Source organism: Mesorhizobium sp. B2-3-13 (assembly GCF_006442195.1).
In the GTDB taxonomy this organism is placed as follows: Bacteria; Pseudomonadota; Alphaproteobacteria; order Rhizobiales; family Rhizobiaceae; genus Mesorhizobium; species Mesorhizobium salmacidum.
The window spans coordinates 19,715-37,695 of sequence record NZ_VFVQ01000036.1 but is presented as its reverse complement, the minus strand read 5'-3'; the positions used below and the strand labels follow the sequence as shown (position 1 = coordinate 37,695).

Genomic DNA, 17,981 nt, shown 5'->3' with positions numbered 1-17,981 from the left:
AAAAGCCTCCAAAGCAACGAAAATGGCCGCCCTCAATCCTCACAACAAGCCTCCCGCAATATTGCGCAACGGGCCCCCACGAGGGGGAGATTGGCAGCTTCAGCCTTACTACACTTTTTGCACGTGGCACATCTGTGAAACCGGCGATGACAGCCGATCTCCTCCCTCGTGGGGGGAGATGTCCGGCAGGACAGAGGGGGGCGCGAAGGAATGCCAACCGTCGCAGCTATAGACGCCCTGACTACCCCGCCGCGATCAGCACCGTGCTCTCCGGTGACCACCGCAGCACCACATCCTGCCCCTCCGCCAGCCTGTCAGCGCTTCTTCCTGGTCGTGGGTGACGAAGATGGTGGTGATGCCGATCTCGCGCTGGATGCGCTTCAATTCGATCTGCATGGAAGCGCAACGCCTTGTCGAGCGCGCCGAGCGGCTCGTCGAGAGCACGCGCAGCTATGTGAACTCTGTCAGCGATCGCCGCGGACGGACGCTTCACCGCAAGTGGCCCAGTATCACCCTGCGGCGAGCCAGCACTTCGAGGCAATCGCTTTGATGAAAAAGGAAAGCCCGCTCCGGGGACACCGGGCGGGCCTTGGAGGAGGATGAAAGGGTGGGACCTTCTCCTCTTGTTTCCACGGGGGTGTGGACCGCAATCACCATATGCGAGTCCCGCGGAATGCCGGATCACAAGCCGGCTTGCTTGCATCACAATCCGGTGCCCGGCGACGTGGCGATTGCCGCCGTGATCGAACTGCTAAATGCGTCCCAGAACGACAAGGATGATGACGATGAGCAACACAAGTCCGAGACCGCCACCACCATAATAACCGGTTCCGTAGAACGGGCCACCGCCGAGACCGCTGAAGCCGCCGAGCAGCGCGAGGATTAGAATAATGATCAGTATCGTTCCTAGACCCATGGCCTTCCCTGCTCCTGAATGCGCGCTTTCGCGCTGTTTCAACATCGCGCCATTTCGGATGTTGCAAGGTATGAACGTTTTAGGGGGGCTGGCGTTCCGCCGGACCATTGCAACTGCGGAACATTCAGCCCCGAAACGCAGAAAAGCCCGCCTGGACGGCGGGCTCGGACTGCTGACAACCCTGGCTTTTGCCGGGAATCTTTGATTCACTGGGCGATGTTGAGGCGACCCGCCCCTGAACAGCCCAAAAATGAGTTCGCCAACAGTGTCTTGGCGATCTTGCTCTCAGAATAGCCGATAGAACAGCCTGTAGTGCACGCGTTCCATGTAGGCGCGATACTCCGCCACGGTGGCCAACAAGGCCTCCTCGCGCAAGATGCGGTAAAGCTGGAGATAGGTAATTACCGCATAGACCGCGAGATTGTGGAAGGAAAAGGCCGACAGGAGGTAGAGCACATGGCCGGCGAGGTAACCGGCATAGATCGGATGCCGCACCAGCCGATAGGCACCGCCCGTCATCACACCGCGATTGGCGGGCAGGATCGCAAAAGAGCGCCCCAGCGAGATCTTGCCCCAGATAACGAACAACAGCGCGATGAACTGCAACGGCGCGGCGACATAAAGGGGAATGAGTGCAATGCCTGGTTGGAGGGTGATCAACGCAACGCCAAAACTGGCTGACACCGAAACGATGACCGTCAGCGGGTTCCAGTCACGCGTCACCGGACGCCGCGACAGAAGCAGCCAGGTGAAGGTGAGTATCTCGGAAATCGCCACCAGCGCGGCATTGAGCCGGGTCGGATCCTCGATAAGCTGATAGACGCCGCGATAGACGAACAGCCCCGCGCACACCAAGGCGCAGACACGAAAGAAACCTTCGCGCAGGTCGAGCATAATCTCGCGCTTGCGCGCCGCGGACAAAAACCGGTTATCTGCTGCAGGCGAAAGTGTGTCGCTTTTTAACATGAGCAAGGCAAGCATCCCGATGATCCCTCGGGGCGACCCTCGCACGCAACCATTGCCGGGCCGTTAACCGAGAAGATCAGATCGGCATCAAACCGGATCGAAGGTGAGGGCCGCACCCGGGGTTTGTCGGGGCCGCAACCTTGGCGACATCCCGGCGTCCAGTATCGGACGATCCTTTCGCGGTTTCCGCATTGATGCCTATCTGAGGTACACATTGCTGAAATATTTCGCAAAATCGGGACGTTGCGCGACGATCTTGCCATCGGCGTCGTGCAGGATGCCGGCAGCAAGGAGATAGGAGCCGATCGCTTCCATCTTGGCCGGATCCATGATGCCGATGGTGCCGTCTTGCCCGCGCAGATAGTGCCCCTCGATCAGTGTCTTCAGCGAGGCGTGGATCAGCGCCGGATTGCTCAGGGCATCCTTGTTGGCGGCGATCAGCAGCGTGGCGGCTTCCTCTGGATGATCGACCGCGAACTGATAACCCCGCCGCGTTGCCTGGATGAAGGATGACGCCAGCTCGGGATTTGCCTGGAGATAGGCTTCGCTCGAAGAGATAAGCGTCGTGTGCTCGTCGGGGACGCCATAGTCGGCGTAGACGAAGCTGCGCTGCTTGACGCCCTTGAGTTCGGCTTCGACGCCCTCCCAGGTCGACACTTCGAGCGTGAAGTCGACCGAGCCGTTGGCCAGCGCCTCGTAGGCGGAAGTGCCGAGCGTCACCGTCTCGAAATCGCCCTTGCCGCCATCATGCCGGATGATGGTTGAAATCAGTGCGTTTTCCCAGGCACTGCCGAAGCCGCCATAGGTCAGGCCATCCAGATCCTTCGGACTTTTGATCTCGCTGCGCGCCGCATTGAACACCAGCCGGCCTGTCTCGGACTGCACGACGGCATAGACACCCTTCAAGTCGGCCCCAGCGGTCCTCTGGGTGAACAGGCTGATGGTGCCGTTGATGCCGAAATCGGCGACGCGGTTGGCGACAAGCGTACCGGCACCGGTATCGCTATAGGGCAGGATGTCGACCTCGAGGCCCGCCTCGCGATAAAAGCCCTTGTCGCGGGCGACGAACAGCCCGATGTGGTTGGTGTTGACCGTCCAGTCGAGCGCGACGGTAACCTTCCGCGTTGCCGCGAAGGAGCGGCTCGATCCGGTGATCAGCGGTACGCTGCCGGCAAGGGTGAGCAGCAGAGCTTGCCTGCGCGTCAAGTCAGTCATGGTCATGTCCTTTGGATGGCTGGAGGTTGAGCAAAATATCGAGGATTTCGGCCTCGAGTGCCCCGGCCTGCCGTGTGGCGGTGCTGGTCGGATCACGCGGGCGCGGCAGTGGCACCTTGATTTCGCGCACGACATGGGCCGGCCGCGCCGACAGCACATAGATGCGGTCGGACAGGAACACGGCTTCGCGCACATCATGGGTGATCAGCATCGCCGTCCAGCGATGATGCCGCCACATCTGTTCGAGCCAGCGCTGCATGGCCGCCCGGGTCAGTGCATCGAGCGCGCCGAACGGCTCGTCGAGCAGCAACATGTCGCGTTCCTGCACGACAGTGCGCAGCAGCGCCGCGCGCTGGCGCATGCCGCCCGAAAGCTGCGCTGGAAAATGCCGCTCGAAGCCGGCAAGCCCGAACTCGGCAAACAGCGGCGCGACCCGCGTCCGCGCCTCCTTGCGGCTGACGCCTTGCACCTCGAGCCCCAGCGTCGTGTTGTCGAGGATGCGCCGCCACGGCATCAGCGCGTCGCGCTGCGGCATGAAGGCGAAATGCCTGCCGTGATCGTCGAGCGGCGCGCCGTCGAAGAACATCTCACCCTCGCCATGCTCGGCGCCGGTCAAAAGCTGGAACAGCGTCGACTTGCCGGCACCCGAAGGCCCAAGGATCGAGACGAATTCGCCGGCATCCACGCGCAGTGAAATGTCGGCGAGCACTTCGAGCCCGCCAAAGACCTTGCGCATATGCCGCAATTCGAGCCGGCTCATGCTTGCGGGCCTCTTCCGGCGGCTTGCCTGCCAGCGGCTTGTTCCCAGGGCATGGCCAGACGCTGCAGCAGCACCGTCAGCCCGAACAGGACGAGGGTGAGCGCGGCGCTGACGCCGACGGCGGCGAGCACCAGGTCGGGACGGAAATTGTTCTTGGCGTTGAGCATGTAGATGCCCAGCCCTTTGGCCGCGCCCGCATATTCGGCGAAGATGGCGCCGACGACGGCGTAAGTGATGGAGATCCTGAGGCCCGCGAAGAAATACGGCAGCGCCGAAGGCAACCGTGCCAGCATGAAGACCCGCCAGCGCCCTGCTCCCATGGCGCGCAGCATCTGGCCAATCTCAACCTCGGTCGCCTCGTAGCCCTGTACGAGGGCCACCAGCATCGGGAAGAAGGTGACCAGCGCCACCAGCATGATCTTGGGCGTCAGCCCGAAACCGAACCAAAGCACCACCAATGGCGCAATGGCGACCAGCGGCAAAGTCTGGCTGACGATAAACACGGGAAACAGCGCGCGCCGCAAAGGCTGGAAGAAGTCGACCAGCATCGACAGCGCAAAGGCGGCGCTGAGCGAACAGGCAAAACCGATCAGCGTGGCGCCGATGGTGGGAATGGCATTGTCGAGCAGCGCGTCACGATTGAGCATCGCCTGTTCGAAGACGCGCGAGGGCGCCGGCAGAACCGTCGCCTTGATGCCGGAATGGTTTGCGTAGAGTTCCCAAGCCACGAGCACCAGACCGATCGTTATCACGGCCGGCGCTGCCTGGGCGAAGAAGCCCGCGAGTTGACGCGGGTTGAATGACGATGAAACCACGAGAGGATAACCTTGACGGCGCGCGCTTCGGCGCGAGCGGTTCAGACGGCAGTGGGACTGTTGGCCGAAACCGTGACGTCGAGGGTTACGTGGCCGGCGCCTGGCCCGAAGCGGCAGAACGCTTCATCGAGCGCCGAGAAGATCGCGCCGGCATCGCCGCGCAGCTTGGTGCAGAAATTCTTGGAGCGATCGTAGACGCCGGACTGCTTCAGGAAATCGATGCAGCCATAGATCTCGTCCATGTGGTCGTCCGTGCCCATCACATAGAGCGAGAACTGCGCCGCCGCTGGCTGGCCAGTGGCGGGCGCGCCGCGCACGGCGGTGATGGCCGCTTGCTTGCGTGGTCCGAGTGGCCCGGCGGGTCCGCCGAACGTGTTGGAGCGGCAGATTGGATCGTCCGGCTCCCCTGGACAGCCACGCGAAATGGTGGCCGACAGCACGCAATGCTTGCCGCTGCCGGACGCAGCCACGAAAAGGTCGCGCAGCGCCGGGAACAACACCTCGGGGGGCCCGACCAGCAGGGTCGAGATGTCGTCGGTCTCGATCCTGAGCTTGTCGCGGTACGGATCGAGCGCGCCGAGCGCGCCCAGGATGACGCCGACAAAATCGTCGGCCATTGGATATAGGGAAACCTGTGCGCCTGAAAACATCGCCCGCCTCGCTCCGCTGGTATTACCCAGATCAGCTTCTAGGGTCTGTGGGCTTGCCGCCCCCGTCTCAGCCCCGACCGTACGGAGCACCCCTGTGGATGGCGGCGTTAAAGCACCATTCGATCGGTTGGGGAAGCTGTTTTTTCAGCAAGCTGCGCCAAAAGCATTGCGCCAGCGCAGACGCAACCGGGTGCCCCTGGCCGGACTTGCGTCAAAACAAAGAGATAGAGCGGTCAGTTGCTTCCGCGAAGCCCGTGAACCGCTCTGGCGTTGAATTTATAGAAATTCTGCCCGCCGCCAAAAAAACTTATGAAACTGCCTTTTCGCGAACCGGCAGTTTCCAGCCTGGCCTGATGAAATGGCAGGTGTAGCCGTTGGGATATTTCTCCAGATAATCCTGGTGCTCGGGCTCGGCCTCCCAGAACGCACCGACCGGCGCGAGCTCGGTGACAACCTTGCCGGGCCACAGGCCGGAGGCATCGACATCGGCGATGGCGTCCTCCGCCACACGCTTCTGCTCCTCGCTGGTGTAGTAGATTGCCGAGCGATAGCTCATGCCGACATCGTTGCCCTGGCGGTTGCGCGTCGTCGGATCGTGGATCTGGAAGAAGAATTCCAGAAGCTGGCGGAAGCTGATTTTCGCCGGATCGAAGGTGATCTCGATGGCTTCGGCATGCGTGCCATGATTGCGATAGGTGGCGTTCGGCACGTCGCCGCCGCTGTAGCCGACACGGGTGGCGAGGACGCCCGGGAAGCGCCGGATCAGATCCTGCATGCCCCAGAAGCAGCCACCGGCAAGCACTGCACGTTCGCTCGAAGTCGCCATGTAACGTCTCCTCAAGGCAATCCCAGGAAAAGTGTAGCGGCTTTCCCCGGGGAATTGCGCGACAACAAATATGGATATCCCCATAAATGGGCATTGTCGCCCGGTTCGTCCAGTCAGACGAGCGGCCATTCGGTCATACCGGTGGAAGGCGCCCCCTAACGAACCGGCGCATGACACTGCCCGCCTTAGACGCGCGGATGCCGGGTCCGGCTGCTGGCGGCAACCGGCAGATATCGCGTACCAGGCGGAATGGCGGCAAAACTGATCGCTACCGGCGGCGCCTCGCGCGACCAGTTGAAAAGAACCGTCTTGACCGGGATGTTGTCCAACCATGCCCGCAACTGTGGCGGCACGCCATGACCCCGCCAAATCATCAGCATGCCATGGTCGCGCAACCGCTGCCTCGTGATCCAGGGTGCGAACCGCATATCGAGGTCGGTGAAGATCGACGGCTTGTCATCGGCATTGAGGCCCGCCAGCATAGCAAGATTGGTGTCGCCACCGACGATGTCGAGCCGGCCGGGCGCCGCTGCGTGCCAGATTGCCTCGGCCTCGTCCGAGATCGGCTGCGCCGGCCAGCAGACGGCGTCCATGCGCCCGCGCACATTGCAGTCCGTCCAGCGGATTGCCGCATAGGCGCCCGACATGGTGACGATGCAGATGAAGGCGCAGATCGCCAGCTTTCGCATCTCGATGGCGCCGAGCCGGTGACCGAGAAAGGCCAGCGCGACCACACCGACTAGATTGTACATCGGCGCGCTCCAGGCCTCGCCGGTGCCGGTGAACAGCGAGGCGACCATGACTAGCGCCGCGGGCCCAAGCCCCATCCATATGAGATAGACGAGGGTGCCGCGCTCGACCGGCTCTTGCGGGGCTGGTGAGCGCCGCAAGAGCCCTGATAGCGCCAACACCAGGAGAAAGCCGGAAAACCCGGCGATCTGGACGCCGATATAGTAGAGCCGCGCACGGTGTTCGGTCACCCAAGCGTCGCGGCCGGCGAAATAGGTCAGCGGCAGGAAATCCATGCGGTAAAGTGCGACGGCCAGCGGCGCGGCGACCGCGAGAAAAACGGCCAGGCCAAGCCATGGCCAGGGTGTCGCCAGCCGGCTGCGCGCGCGAGTGTCCGACAGCAGCCAGAGGCCGCCGAAGGCAAGCAGCAGTCCGGTAGAGAACTTGGCGTAGAGCCCGACGCCGGACACCAGTCCGAGCGCCAGCCACCAGCCTGGCCCGCCGCCGCGGCCGGCGCGCCACAACAGCCAGCAGATCGCGGCCCAGAACGGCATCTGCGCATAGTCGTGATTGAATTGCGGCGTCGGCCAGCCGAAGAAATATATCGATGGCATCAAAAGCACGGCAGCCAGCGCGCGGCGTTGTCCGAGCATGTCGCGGGCCAGCAGATAGACCAGGACGAAGGTGGCCGAAATCGTCAGCTGAGCGAGCAAATATTGCGGCCAGCGGAACGATCCGGTCAGAAGATGGCTGATCTCGAGCAGCCAGCCGGGCAGTTGCGGATGCTTGTAGGTTAAAAGCACCCATTCGCGGCCCCACATGAAGCCTTCCACGACATCACCGGGCGGTGCGGGATTGATGAGTGTTGGCACCACCGTCCAGCACAGGGTCTGCGCCAGGCACAGAAGCGCCAGCAAACCCCAGGGGTGCCGAAGCAGGGCGGACCAGACCGACGCTGAGTCCAGCCCCGCGGCAGGCAGCCCTGCTGGCATCCAACGATCGATGGAGTCGTCAATTCCCGCCATGCGGCGCTTAGACCACATCGCCTGGTTTGCCGAACAGCCCCAACATCAAAGCTTACAAAAAAGTATGCTTTCAGGTCATTGCAAGACCAAGATTGAGCGGGATCTACGGTCTCTTACTGCCGTCGCCGGGCAGAACAGCCCGCACACTGATCCCACTTGAACATTCCGGATACTCGATGCGTCACCAGCATGCCGTCATCCACCACCGCGCGCTCGACTTCTGGCTGGCGCGCGCGGCGGTCCTTGTCATCATCTGCCTGCAGCTTCTGGTCATCAACGATCTTTCGTTCGGCCCCCGCTGGCTGGCGCCGGCGCTGGAGGCCGCCCTGCTCGTACCCCTGTCCGTAGCCACCGCCTGGACGCAGGTCGCCACCCAGAAAGCGGTCGAGGAGGAGCACTGGTATCTGGTTGGCCGGTTTCGCGTCATGATCCGCAGGACGGCCCTGGTGATGACCGGCCTCGTCAGCGTCATGAATTGCGGCTCTCTGGCGCTTCTGGTGCGTGCCTTGCTGGCCGGCCATGCCGGCTCCAGCGGCCAAACGCTGCTGGTCGACGCGCTCAACATCTGGGTCACCAACGTTATCGTCTTTGCCTTGTGGTTCTGGAGCACCGACCGGGGCGGGCCGCCGACCTGCGGCCTCGTCACACGCGCCCATGCCGATTTCCTATTTCCGCAAATGACCCTGAGCGACCGCGAGATCCGCGACTGGCTGCCGGGCTTCGTCGACTATTTCTTCCTCGCCTTCACCAATGCGACGGCGTTTTCGCCAACCGACACATTGCCGCTCTCCCAACGCGCCAAGCTGCTGATGATGGCCGAGGCGATGATCTCGCTGCTGACGATCGCGCTTGTCGCGGCCCGCGCGGTCAACATCCTGGCCTAAGGCACGTCCCCCAAGCCCGCCGGGCACCGGGAGAACGGCAGGCATGAAGATGAAGACCTGAGCGCGCGTCGCCTCGATCCATTCAAACGCGCCTTGGGCAGGAGCCACAAACGCAAAAAGCCCGCCTTGGCGCGAGCCAAGGCGGGCTTTGGCTCGATCGAGCCGCGGAAGAGGCCCAGGTCATTCCTCCCCCGCTGGCCTGAACTTCCGCACGATCACCTCGAACAATATATCCGAGAGCGTGTCCAGTTGGTTGATGGCGACATCGATGTCCTTGGGCAGTACCGAAAGCACGATCTTGAGGTACTGGTCCGGCTTCTCGGTGCGCACCTCGGCGAGGACGCCGGCGCCATGGATGCGGAAATCGGCCCGCACGGCGGTGAGAAAATCGTCGCCCAGCGTCTTCTTCGTCCGCTTCGGGCGGGGCGTCTTCGCGGCTGCCGGGCTGGCGACGGGCTTGCGCTTTGCCGACCTTGCCTTTGCGCGCGACGGCCCGGTTTCGTCAGTCATGGATCTGCGCCACGGCATTGGTATCACCGGCGGCAGCCTCCGGCAGCGCCTGCTTGGCCCGCCTGGCCGGCTTTTTCGAGCGGGCGGATTTCTTCCTGGCCCGCTTGGCACCCTTCTGCCTTGCCGTGCTGGCCGGTTTTGCCGCGCTTGCAGGTTTTGCAGCATTGGCTCGCGCCTTGAGTCTGGCCATGACAAGACCGACAGCGCGGCTGTCTGTGCCTGCTTGCGGAAAACAGAAACCGCCAGCCGCCTCCCGCACCATGCCGATCAGCACGTCGGGCGCAACCGCCTCGACACGGCCGAGGCGCGCCCGAGGCGCCGCGCCCTCGAATTGGCCGATGGCGCTGACGACTTCAAGGCCGTCGTCGCCGGTGATGATGGTGGCGTAACGTGTCATGGGATTTCTCGCATCTCGCGGAGGTAGCGCTCTACGGCGCCCCCCTCTGTCCTGCCGGACATCTCCCCCTCTTGGGGGGAGATTGGCAGGTTGGACGCCTCGCCCAGTCTTGGAGCGCAGGCGGTTGGCGAAGGTCGCGATTGTATCTGATCTCCCCCCAAGAGGGGGAGATGGCCGGCAGGCCAGAGGGGCGCTGTCCCGCCAGCATTCAAATTTGCAACCGCAGTAGCGTCCCTGGCATGGCGGCAGAAACACAAAACCCGCCTTGGCGGCGGGTCGTTGGCGCAAATCAGCACCATGGACAAATTTATAGCATGGCTGCCCTCACCCGGTCAACGGCTCCTAGGAAAAAATTCACATTTGACCGAGAGAGCATGACGCCAGCCCAGACATTCATCCGGCTTTTCATCAGCCGGCTCCTGTGAAATCATCAGCGGCAGCTCATGGAATGATTCCCGTCGCACGGCCTTGTGGAGAGGACGATGGACAGACCAGCCATGGCATCCGTCTTCAGGATGCGGCACGCTCCGGCCACGGTTTCCGGTGTGCGCAGCACTGGCCAGGGCCAGGCCGATCCGATCATCCGGGTGCACTCGCTTGGCGAAGCGATCCGCTTCGTCGCCGGCGCTTACCCCAACTACGACATCGGCACCGTCGCCATAGACTGCGGCGACCCTTCGATCCCGCGCCTCGGCAGCCTGGAGGTCAGGGCGCTGTGGCGCGAATATGGCGAGCGCCTGACGGAGGAGTAGACGCATGTCGCCAAAAGGCCGCGGCGCTTCTCCACGTCGGATCGGAAATGCCGCTCGCGCGTTTGGAACCCAGCCACTGGAGCAATCGCCATGAACGTCGCCAATCTGCAACTCGAGGGCCTGCTGATGGCCGTCGCCTCGATCAACCACGTCCTGGTCAAAAAGGGGGTGCTCACATCGGAGGAGATCGACATCGCGCTACGCAAGGCCGAGGCCTCGGAAACCGGCGAGGAGCGGTCAGGAGGCATGTCGGCGTCGAGCCGCGACGCCGTCAACTTCCCGATCCGGCTGCTGGAACTTGCCAACCAGTGCCAGCCGGAGGCGGACATGCCATCCTTTTCGAAGCTGGCCCGCATGGTCGGCCAGATGAAGGAGCCTTATAACGACCAGATGTGAGGGCTCCTCACGCCTCGCCTGGCGGGCTTCTTACGCCCTGCCCCGGGCGGGCCCCTAGGCCCTGCCCCGGGCGGGCCCCTAGGCCCTGCCCCGGGCGGGCCGCTAGGCCCTGCCCCGGGCGGGCGTCATGCCCTGCCCCGGGCGGGCGTCATGCCCTGCCCCGGGCGGGCGTCATCCCCTGCCCGGCCATCCCAGGTTCAGCGCCAGGATTCTTCCCGGTCCATGGACCGCCGCGAAAAGCAGTCCGGCCAGGAACGAAAAATGGTCGACGAAGAAGCCGAATTCGGCCTGGTTGCCGGCCCAGTGGCTGGGTCCGTGGAAGGCCAAGGCCAGGAACAGCACATAGGCGGCGGCGACCAGCGCGGCCTGGGTGAAGAAGGCACCGCTGAGGAAACACAGCACCAGCGCAACCTCCAGGATCGCCGCGCACCATGCGAGGAAGAGCGGGAACGGGAAACCGGCGGCCGCGATATAGCCCGCCGTGGCCTCCATGCCCATGAACTTGAAAGTCACCGCCATCAGGAAGACGGCCGCGAAAATCAGCCGGGCGACGAGAAGGGCCGCGGTCTGCCACGGCGATTGTGTGATTTGCGACGGCATGGTTGTATTCCTCCAGTTTCATCAGCCCCAAGGACGCACCGCCGCGCGCGGATCCGACATCAGCCAGCGATTTTTCTCTCCGACATCGGTTTGACGGCTGATGTACGGCACCCCTCGAAGGGGAAGCAAGCAGGCCCAAGGCGCCGATTGCCGGCCGCCGCGACACGCGCCAGGCGTTCACGAACAATTAACGATCCTGAAACTTGTCCGTAACCGGCAACATGATATGTTAGCTGGGGCTAATGCATGGCGTGTTCCGTGCAGTAATCTTGGGTGGGTCGAGTTTTGGGCGCAAACGTCAGGTTGGGGACGAAGTCCTATCTGGTCCGGTCGCCGGTCCTGGAGTGCGATGGCTGCGGCGGCACCGGACAGGTTTTCCAGTGCCCGCGTTGGGCGAGTTCAAACGGCCTTTGCTGTCCCGCCGGCACGCATTCCCGCGGCTGCCCCGGCGCCAGCGCGCCCTGCGCCGAATGCGGGGCGCGCGACAGCCACAGCGTCGGCCCCGGCCGCTCCATCGGCCTGAACCGGGGCCGGCGGTAAGTGCCCGGCGGTCACCGCCATCCGCCATGGAACCAGCATGGCCGATCCGTGTTATGTCTGACCGCGACAGCTAGACGTCCGCGCGATCATGCGGCTTACAGAAAGTGAGGCCCGCCATGCCCGACGACAAATCGAAGACCAAACAGGACCGCAAGCTGGTCTCGAGCGAGGACACTTATGAGGTCGCCGCCTTCGCGCGCAAATACGGCATTCCGCAGAGCGAGGCGCAGACCATCATCAAGCGCTACGGCCCCTCGCGCAAGAAGCTCGACAACCACATGGCGGCGCGAGGATAGAAGAAGGCGCGAGGCGGCAACCATTTCGCCTGCGTCGCGTTGAAGGATGCTGCGGGCCGCGTCAACCGGGCCCGGCGGTACGGTGAACACGATGTCTTTTTCCCGGTTTCTCATCCTGGCCAACGAAATGGCAGACGAGCATCTGTCCCGCCCGGCCCGCGGTATGCCAAACTGACGAAGCCAGACTGGCGAAAAAGGGAGGGGCCGCAACCATGTCCGAGATAACCCGCAGGACCGGCAGCTGCCTATGCGGCGGCGTGCAATTCGTCGTCACCGGCCAGCCGTCGCGGGTCGGCCTTTGCCACTGCAAGGACTGCCGCAAGGCGGGCGGTTCGGTCTATTCGGCCTTTGCCATCTGGCCGCGCGATGCTTTCGAGACATCGGGCCAAGTGGCCAGCTACGGCACACGCAGCTTTTGCCCGACCTGCGGCAGCCGCGTCGCCTGGGTCGACGACAACGAGGCCGAGGTGATGCTCGGCAGCCTCGACATCGCGCCGACGGACCTAGCACCGCAATATGAATTGTGGACCGGCCGGCGCGAAGCCTGGCTGCATGCCTTGCCCGGCGCCGAGCAGTTCGAGCATGACCGGCCGCGGGCGCTGGGCGCGGATCTGCCCGCGCCCAGGCCATTGTCGGACACCGTCGCGCGCGACTGAAAGCAAGATTGAAAATTGATCGTCGGGGCCCGGAACCCTCCCCTGTCGGCCACGTTATCCGCCGCTTCCTCGGTGCATGTCGGCTTCTGCTCACATGCACTATTCATGGAGACGACCGTTGAACGACAAGATGTTTCCCCGACCGATCCGCCTCAAATTCGCCCCTGAGCGGGAGCGCGTGGTGCGCAGCGCCTGGGAAGGGCTGGAGTGCCTTGGCGATTGGCCGGCCGGCCAAGGCCGGCGCTACCGGGCGGCACTGCGCAGCTGCCGCGATGCCCTGGATGGCTGGGCGCCGCCGGAAAAAGCGATGCGGGCGATGATCGACGCCGCGCGCGAAGCGCGCATCCTCCAATAGCGGGAATAAAAATGGCGTATTTGATGCTGTCGACACCGCTGCGGGTCAAGCCGCATGGGTCGGACACGATCCGTGACGTGGCCACGCTCCAGGACGCCAGTGAAATCCTGATCGACTGGCCACAAGCCAAGCGCGGCCCTTTCTACCAAGCCGCGCGCGAAAAGATCGAGTCGGCGCTGCAAAACAATGAAGGCGTGGCACAGGCGCAGGAGGCCTTCACCGCGCTGTGCGATCACGCCGGCCTTCTGGTCAGGTAAGTCAAGAAAAGTCCAAAAAAGCAGGCGAACTCGCCTCCATTGTGTGGAACCAGTGGCGATCTGCGAGGTTCCGCTGCCTCGATGATGATGTCGCCTGACCAGTTCTACTGCTTCGGCGGCTGGGGCGGCACTTCGCCCGGCTTGATTATCGGCGTCTTGCCTTCGTCGGGCGCCGGCGCGGCCATGCCCTGGTCGCCGGTGGGCGGCGGCTTCAGCACGCCGCCGCAATCGTTGAGCTTTTCGCTGAGGTCGCCGCCGCCGGGCTGCTGCTTGCCGCCCTGGTCCGTTTGCGCCCGGCATTTGTCGGTTTGCTGGTTCGGTATCTGTTGATCCGCCTGTGCCACTGCCGGCACTGCCAGGGCCAGCATCGCGGCGCATGACGCAATGGCGAGAGGTTTCATCTCGGCCTCCTTCGTTGCATGGCCGCCCGCGGCGGCCTTCCCTTCATGGAGACAACGCCCGTCGGCCCAAAAGGTTGGCCCCATGGGTTGGCCCACAGCGTTGGCCCCAAGGGTTGGAAAAGAGGCTTATTCGCGGAACCGGCCCGTTGGAGCCGGAGCGGGTTTCTTGTCGGCCTCTTTCGCAATGCCAGCCTTGGGTTCGAGCCGGTGCGCAAGCACCAGCACGATCAGCATGATCAGCGTGGCGCCCGGCTTTGCCCGGGACCACTTGTCGCGGCGCAAAGAGCCGGTGCTTGCGTGAAAGGCGCTGCAACCAACCCCGTCCTCCAGTCGTTGCCTGTGCCGGAGGCCAGCTATGTTCGAGCACTTCCAAGCCATGGACGTCGACATCGGGGACGCCGGCATTTTCGTGCGCCGCGCCGGCGCCGGACCGGCGGTGCTTTTGCTGCACGGCTTTCCGCAAACCCATCTGATGTGGCGCGATATTGCGCCGGTGCTTGCCGAGCGTTTCACCGTCATATGCGCCGACCTGCGCGGCTATGGCCGCAGCGCCTGTCCGCCGTCGACCGCCGATCATGCGCCCTATGCCAAGCGGGCCATGGCATCGGACATGGTGGCGATGATGGCCAAACTCGGCTTTACCTCCTTCATGGTCGCGGGCCATGACCGCGGCGGGCGTGTCGCCTACCGCCTGGCGCTCGACCATCCCGACCGCATCGACAAACTCGCCGTGCTCGACATCGTGCCCACGGCCGACGCCTGGGATAGGGCCGATGCCCGGCTGGCCCTCGGCTACTGGCCGTGGTCCTTGCTGGCGCAGCCCGAACCCTTGCCGGAAAAGATCCTGGCGGGCACCGCCGACGCCATCGTTGACAATGCGCTGGGCGGCTGGGGTTCGCCGCCCGACGTCTTTCCAGCCGGCATCCGCCAGGCCTATGTCGATGCCTTGCGCGACCCCGCCCACATCCACGCGATCTGCGAGGAATACCGGGCGGCGGCAACGCTCGACCGCGACCACGACCGGGCGGACAAAGCCGCCGGCCGGCGCATCGCCTGCCCGTTGCTGGCATTGTGGAGCGGGCAAGGCGCGCTCGCCGAATGGTATGCCGGCGAAGGCGGGCCGCTAGCGCTATGGCGGAACTGGGCCGATGACGTGCGGGGCCGCGCGATGTCAGGCGGACATTTCTTCCCCGAGGAAGCGCCCGGGCAAACGGCTGGCGCGCTGATCGATTTCTTCGGCGCGGCTGGCGCCGGTTAGCCACCCGCCAAGGGCGCCTCGAATCAGCCGGCCGATTCCTCCGACGTATCGTCGTCTTCGGGTCTACCGGGCCGGAGAGGATCGGGCATGCGCGGACACTCCTCGAAACCATGATCGCGGCCGCCGCAGAAGGAACAGCACATCGCCGGACGGCCCTCGTTTCCGGGCCGCCATTGCGGTGTTTCGTAGGGCTTCCTGCCGTCCATGCCCAGCAATGCGCAACGCCTGATTTGGTTGCGCGGGGGCCGGCGCCGCGCCCGAACGCGCGCCGCACAGCCTGTCGCGGAACCAACGGACACGAAAGGGGTTGTGTGCGACAATGCAAGCGGCCGTTCCAGTGCGAATCCGGACCGGTCGCCTGTCCAATTTTGTCAAACCAAAGAGAACCGTCATGTCCGCTCGCGTTCTGACCCTGTTGACGGCCATCGGCGCCGTGCTCGCGACGACCGGTCTGGCCGATGCCCGGCCCGACAGCCGCTCCATGGGCTGCGGCGAGATCCGGGCCATGATCCAGAGCCATCGCGCCGTGGTGCTGACCACCGGCCGCAACACCTATGACCGCTATGTCAGGCAGTTCGGCAATGAGTGCGACTGGCCTGAAGTGCCGATGTCGGCCTATGTGCCGTCCCGCGATGGCGACTGCCCGGTCTATCGTTGCGAAGAGCCGGTCAATAATTTCCCGAATTGACCGCAAGCTGCCTGGGCGCCATAACGTCCAGCCTTCCCGCTTCGTCTAATGGTAGGACAGCGCCCTTTGAAGGCGTGAATCGTGGTTCGAGCCCATGAGCGGGAACCAACAATTTACTTGGCGCCGGGTCGCCACATTTCTTACTGAAACGCAGGACATAAGGCGCCACTTATTGGTAAGCCATGGGAACAACGGTATGGCCAATCTAACAATTCTGCCCGTTTCCATTGCCTCTGACCTAGGAGCCCTCGCCCTGGAAGTCCGGCGCAAAGTATTCATTGTCGAGCAGAACGTGCCCGAGACGGTGGAACGGGACGCCTATGACGCGGAGGCCACTCACGTCGTCGCCATCGACGGAGGCGATGTCGTCGGCACGCTGCGGATTGTCTTTCTGACCGAACATGCCAAGTTCGGCCGCGTCGCCGTGCTACGCCAGGCAAGGGGCAATGGCATCGCCATGCGGATGATGCAGGCGGGGATGCAGATAGCGCGGTCACGTGGCGAGAACCGCTTCTACCTCACGTCCCAGACCGACAAGACCGCGCTTTACGAAAAGCTGGGCTTCGTCGCATGTGGCGACGAGTTCGAGGAAGCCGGCATCCCGCACCGAGCGATGAAGAACTATTAACAGGGGCTGGCAAACCCCGCCGGAGAGCGGTTTGCTGCCGCCCGGCGGTCCTACGCCCTTCGAAGCGCAAGGATGTCTCGTTTCATTCGGATGCTTCGCATCTATTGCAGGGAGCACCCCTCTAAGGAACCAGCCGCGCCAGAACAGCGGTTGGTGATGCACCACCGATCGGCTGACCCCTTAGTTCGTTCGGATGCTTTGTGCGAGTTGCCTTAAAGAGCGCATAAAACCTTAGCCGGCGAGACGACGCGGCCCCCCGCTAATCTCGTCGGTTAGGCTCGGCGTCCTCCCAGGCAACTCTCCTTCTTGGATGCCGAGCCGGCATGCGCTTTGCCACGCCGGCGTGCGGGCATTCAAGATTGAGATCGAGGGCTAAAGCTTCTGCAAGCTACGCGCAGCTCGCCGTACACCGTACGCAACAATGTTCCACGCGGCTCCCGAGTTTAGGACGCTGTGCTCAAGCTTTACCCGGAGCCCGCCCGAGCTATCCACGGCCAAAGGCCGATCCACCGGGCGAGGCGATCATCACCATGGGTGGGAAAGCTGACAAGTGGCGGCTGACGCCCGATTAACGAATCGTTGACCGCGCTGTCCTATTCTGAGACAGCGCGGTCAGATCCCACCGGACTGCGCAGGCGGCTTCGCCAACTAGCCCCGCCCGCTTTTGTCGGAGCCGCCACCACACTCTGGAATAAATACCAGTAATGGTTGAATCAACCGTTACTGAAGTTGTTAAAAAGCTCATGGCCAAATCGTAATTCAGCCGAGGCACGTCTTCCAGTCGCTCTTTAGCACTTACTAATGATTGTCTAGACTCTCTCCCGCAACGGAAGCATTCTCTGCTTCGGGGAGTGGAGGGCTTGGGAAGAAGCCATATAGAGGTGCTGATCACCGCGTGCCGGAGCGCGCGAGCGTGCGGCGCCGAAGGTCATGCCGCTCCCGACCCTCTCGCATCAATTTGGACACAATCCGGGACAGGTAAAGAACGGCCGTGATCCTTCCGGGCAGGAGGAAGGTGGCTTCAGCCCCAGGACCTCGCTCGCGATTGACGGCCAGTTAACGTTACGTTAACTTTAAATTAGCCAACACTAAAATAGGAGATCCTCATGAAGATCGCCTTCGTTTGCCTGGCGCTTGTCCTCGCCGGGTCGAGTGTCGCTACGGCGCATGGGAAAAAGGCAACAGTCACTGCTGCCAAGGCATGTGCTTGTCTGTCGATCAAGGCGGCAGTGGCGGCAAAATTGGACTGCACTGCAACGGGAACCGCCACAGCAACCCAGACTGACGCAGCGAATGCCAAGCCGCACCTTGGGTACGAAAACGCTTGGACGATACCCTCGTTCGGCCTTTAACGTTCCCAGCATTTCCTCTACCCAAAGGCCCGGAGACCGAGGCGCTGGGCCGTTGCAAACGTGAGTGCGCTATCAGACCTCGTGCTTGACTCTAGCAATCGCGGCGCGC

General features: G+C 63.3%; 25 protein-coding genes, 1 tRNA gene, 1 pseudogene and 1 riboswitch. Of the genes and pseudogenes, 13 read left to right on the top strand and 14 right to left on the bottom strand.

What is annotated here, in order from left to right; genetic code table 11:
• Positions 1-312 precede the first annotated feature (312 nt).
• Positions 313-439, bottom strand: a pseudogene (locus FJ941_RS27800) (spermidine/putrescine ABC transporter ATP-binding protein); the annotation flags it as partial.
• Positions 440-751: 312 nt separating this feature from the next.
• Positions 752-916 carry a DUF3309 family protein gene (locus FJ941_RS27795; RefSeq protein WP_023768317.1) on the bottom strand — a complete coding sequence of 55 codons (165 nt, stop codon included), beginning with the start codon at positions 914-916 and terminating at the stop codon, positions 752-754.
• Here FJ941_RS27795 and FJ941_RS29125 point away from each other — a divergent pair.
• Entirely contained in the window at positions 891-1,121 is a 231-nt protein-coding gene (locus tag FJ941_RS29125; protein WP_181166690.1) for a hypothetical protein, read from the top strand. The genes FJ941_RS27795 and FJ941_RS29125 overlap by 26 nt on opposite strands.
• Before the next feature lie 80 nt (positions 1,122-1,201).
• On the opposite strand, the gene FJ941_RS27790 is transcribed toward FJ941_RS29125, so the two are convergent.
• From FJ941_RS27790 to FJ941_RS27760, 7 genes are all read right to left on the bottom strand, one after another.
• Complete coding sequence (locus FJ941_RS27790; protein ID WP_246674041.1) at positions 1,202-1,810, bottom strand: isoprenylcysteine carboxylmethyltransferase family protein; 609 nt, start codon at positions 1,808-1,810, stop codon at positions 1,202-1,204.
• A gap of 270 nt (positions 1,811-2,080) precedes the next feature.
• Positions 2,081-3,097, bottom strand: a complete 1,017-nt coding sequence (locus FJ941_RS27785; protein ID WP_140510684.1) for an ABC transporter substrate-binding protein — start codon at positions 3,095-3,097, stop codon at positions 2,081-2,083.
• On the bottom strand, positions 3,090-3,857 hold the full coding sequence (locus FJ941_RS27780) for an ABC transporter ATP-binding protein (RefSeq protein ID WP_140510683.1): 768 nt from the start codon (positions 3,855-3,857) through the stop codon (positions 3,090-3,092). The genes FJ941_RS27785 and FJ941_RS27780 overlap by 8 nt, the downstream gene beginning before the upstream one ends.
• Complete coding sequence (locus FJ941_RS27775) at positions 3,854-4,672, bottom strand: ABC transporter permease (RefSeq protein WP_181170022.1); 819 nt, start codon at positions 4,670-4,672, stop codon at positions 3,854-3,856. The genes FJ941_RS27780 and FJ941_RS27775 overlap by 4 nt, the downstream gene beginning before the upstream one ends.
• Positions 4,673-4,713: 41 nt before the next feature.
• Positions 4,714-5,322, bottom strand: a complete 609-nt coding sequence (locus FJ941_RS27770; protein WP_140510681.1) for a YkoF family thiamine/hydroxymethylpyrimidine-binding protein — start codon at positions 5,320-5,322, stop codon at positions 4,714-4,716.
• A riboswitch (TPP riboswitch) is annotated at positions 5,313-5,426 on the bottom strand. It overlaps the preceding gene by 10 nt.
• Before the next feature lie 203 nt (positions 5,427-5,629).
• On the bottom strand, positions 5,630-6,148 hold the full coding sequence (msrA, locus tag FJ941_RS27765) for a peptide-methionine (S)-S-oxide reductase MsrA (RefSeq protein WP_140510680.1): 519 nt from the start codon (positions 6,146-6,148) through the stop codon (positions 5,630-5,632).
• A 185-nt stretch (positions 6,149-6,333) separates the two neighbouring features.
• Positions 6,334-7,869, bottom strand: a complete 1,536-nt coding sequence (locus FJ941_RS27760) for a glycosyltransferase family 39 protein (protein ID WP_140510678.1) — start codon at positions 7,867-7,869, stop codon at positions 6,334-6,336.
• Positions 7,870-8,078: 209 nt separating this feature from the next.
• Between FJ941_RS27760 and FJ941_RS27755 the strand changes: the two genes are divergently transcribed.
• Positions 8,079-8,786 (top strand): hypothetical protein, encoded by a 708-nt coding sequence (locus FJ941_RS27755; protein WP_140510677.1) that lies wholly within the window; start codon positions 8,079-8,081, stop codon positions 8,784-8,786.
• A gap of 180 nt (positions 8,787-8,966) precedes the next feature.
• On the opposite strand, the gene FJ941_RS27750 is transcribed toward FJ941_RS27755, so the two are convergent.
• Both FJ941_RS27750 and FJ941_RS27745 read right to left on the bottom strand, forming a co-directional pair.
• On the bottom strand, positions 8,967-9,296 hold the full coding sequence (locus tag FJ941_RS27750; protein WP_140510675.1) for a hypothetical protein: 330 nt from the start codon (positions 9,294-9,296) through the stop codon (positions 8,967-8,969).
• Positions 9,289-9,693 carry a hypothetical protein gene (locus FJ941_RS27745; RefSeq protein WP_140510674.1) on the bottom strand — a complete coding sequence of 135 codons (405 nt, stop codon included), beginning with the start codon at positions 9,691-9,693 and terminating at the stop codon, positions 9,289-9,291. Before FJ941_RS27745 ends, FJ941_RS27750 begins: the two co-directional genes overlap by 8 nt.
• A gap of 482 nt (positions 9,694-10,175) precedes the next feature.
• On the opposite strand from FJ941_RS27745, the gene FJ941_RS27735 reads away from it, so the two are divergent.
• Positions 10,176-10,445: a hypothetical protein gene (locus FJ941_RS27735; RefSeq protein WP_140510672.1), complete on the top strand. Its 270-nt coding sequence runs from the start codon at positions 10,176-10,178 to the stop codon at positions 10,443-10,445.
• A 90-nt stretch (positions 10,446-10,535) separates the two neighbouring features.
• Entirely contained in the window at positions 10,536-10,841 is a 306-nt protein-coding gene (locus FJ941_RS27730) for a hypothetical protein (protein ID WP_127870393.1), read from the top strand.
• Positions 10,842-11,012: 171 nt separating this feature from the next.
• On the opposite strand, the gene FJ941_RS27725 is transcribed toward FJ941_RS27730, so the two are convergent.
• Positions 11,013-11,441 (bottom strand): DoxX family protein, encoded by a 429-nt coding sequence (locus tag FJ941_RS27725; protein WP_140510671.1) that lies wholly within the window; start codon positions 11,439-11,441, stop codon positions 11,013-11,015.
• Positions 11,442-12,097: 656 nt separating this feature from the next.
• Between FJ941_RS27725 and FJ941_RS27715 the strand changes: the two genes are divergently transcribed.
• The 4 genes from FJ941_RS27715 to FJ941_RS27700 all read left to right on the top strand — a co-directional run bounded on the left by FJ941_RS27715 (position 12,098) and on the right by FJ941_RS27700 (position 13,545).
• Positions 12,098-12,277 (top strand): DUF3606 domain-containing protein, encoded by a 180-nt coding sequence (locus FJ941_RS27715; protein ID WP_013894490.1) that lies wholly within the window; start codon positions 12,098-12,100, stop codon positions 12,275-12,277.
• A gap of 212 nt (positions 12,278-12,489) precedes the next feature.
• A complete protein-coding gene (locus tag FJ941_RS27710; RefSeq protein WP_140510669.1) occupies positions 12,490-12,933 on the top strand; it encodes a GFA family protein in 444 nt (147 codons plus the stop codon).
• Positions 12,934-13,051: 118 nt separating this feature from the next.
• A complete protein-coding gene (locus FJ941_RS27705) occupies positions 13,052-13,288 on the top strand; it encodes a DUF982 domain-containing protein (RefSeq protein WP_140510667.1) in 237 nt (78 codons plus the stop codon).
• A gap of 11 nt (positions 13,289-13,299) precedes the next feature.
• Positions 13,300-13,545: a DUF982 domain-containing protein gene (locus FJ941_RS27700; RefSeq protein ID WP_140510665.1), complete on the top strand. Its 246-nt coding sequence runs from the start codon at positions 13,300-13,302 to the stop codon at positions 13,543-13,545.
• Between the two features lie 104 nt (positions 13,546-13,649).
• On the opposite strand, the gene FJ941_RS27695 is transcribed toward FJ941_RS27700, so the two are convergent.
• Together FJ941_RS27695 and FJ941_RS29120 are read right to left on the bottom strand one after the other, a co-directional pair.
• On the bottom strand, positions 13,650-13,946 hold the full coding sequence (locus tag FJ941_RS27695; protein WP_140510663.1) for a hypothetical protein: 297 nt from the start codon (positions 13,944-13,946) through the stop codon (positions 13,650-13,652).
• Positions 13,947-14,072: 126 nt separating this feature from the next.
• Positions 14,073-14,228, bottom strand: a complete 156-nt coding sequence (locus FJ941_RS29120; protein ID WP_181170018.1) for a hypothetical protein — start codon at positions 14,226-14,228, stop codon at positions 14,073-14,075.
• Between the two features lie 73 nt (positions 14,229-14,301).
• On the opposite strand from FJ941_RS29120, the gene FJ941_RS27690 reads away from it, so the two are divergent.
• The 5 genes from FJ941_RS27690 (at position 14,302) to FJ941_RS27670 (ending at position 17,872) form a co-directional block, all read left to right on the top strand.
• Complete coding sequence (locus FJ941_RS27690) at positions 14,302-15,204, top strand: alpha/beta hydrolase (protein ID WP_140510661.1); 903 nt, start codon at positions 14,302-14,304, stop codon at positions 15,202-15,204.
• A 391-nt stretch (positions 15,205-15,595) separates the two neighbouring features.
• Complete coding sequence (locus tag FJ941_RS27685; protein WP_140510659.1) at positions 15,596-15,892, top strand: hypothetical protein; 297 nt, start codon at positions 15,596-15,598, stop codon at positions 15,890-15,892.
• Positions 15,893-15,926: 34 nt separating this feature from the next.
• A tRNA-Gln gene (locus FJ941_RS27680) sits at positions 15,927-16,000 on the top strand.
• 88 nt (positions 16,001-16,088) lie between these two features.
• Positions 16,089-16,520, top strand: a complete 432-nt coding sequence (locus tag FJ941_RS27675) for a GNAT family N-acetyltransferase (RefSeq protein WP_140510658.1) — start codon at positions 16,089-16,091, stop codon at positions 16,518-16,520.
• A 1,106-nt stretch (positions 16,521-17,626) separates the two neighbouring features.
• Positions 17,627-17,872, top strand: a complete 246-nt coding sequence (locus tag FJ941_RS27670) for a hypothetical protein (RefSeq protein ID WP_140510656.1) — start codon at positions 17,627-17,629, stop codon at positions 17,870-17,872.
• Positions 17,873-17,981 lie beyond the last annotated feature (109 nt).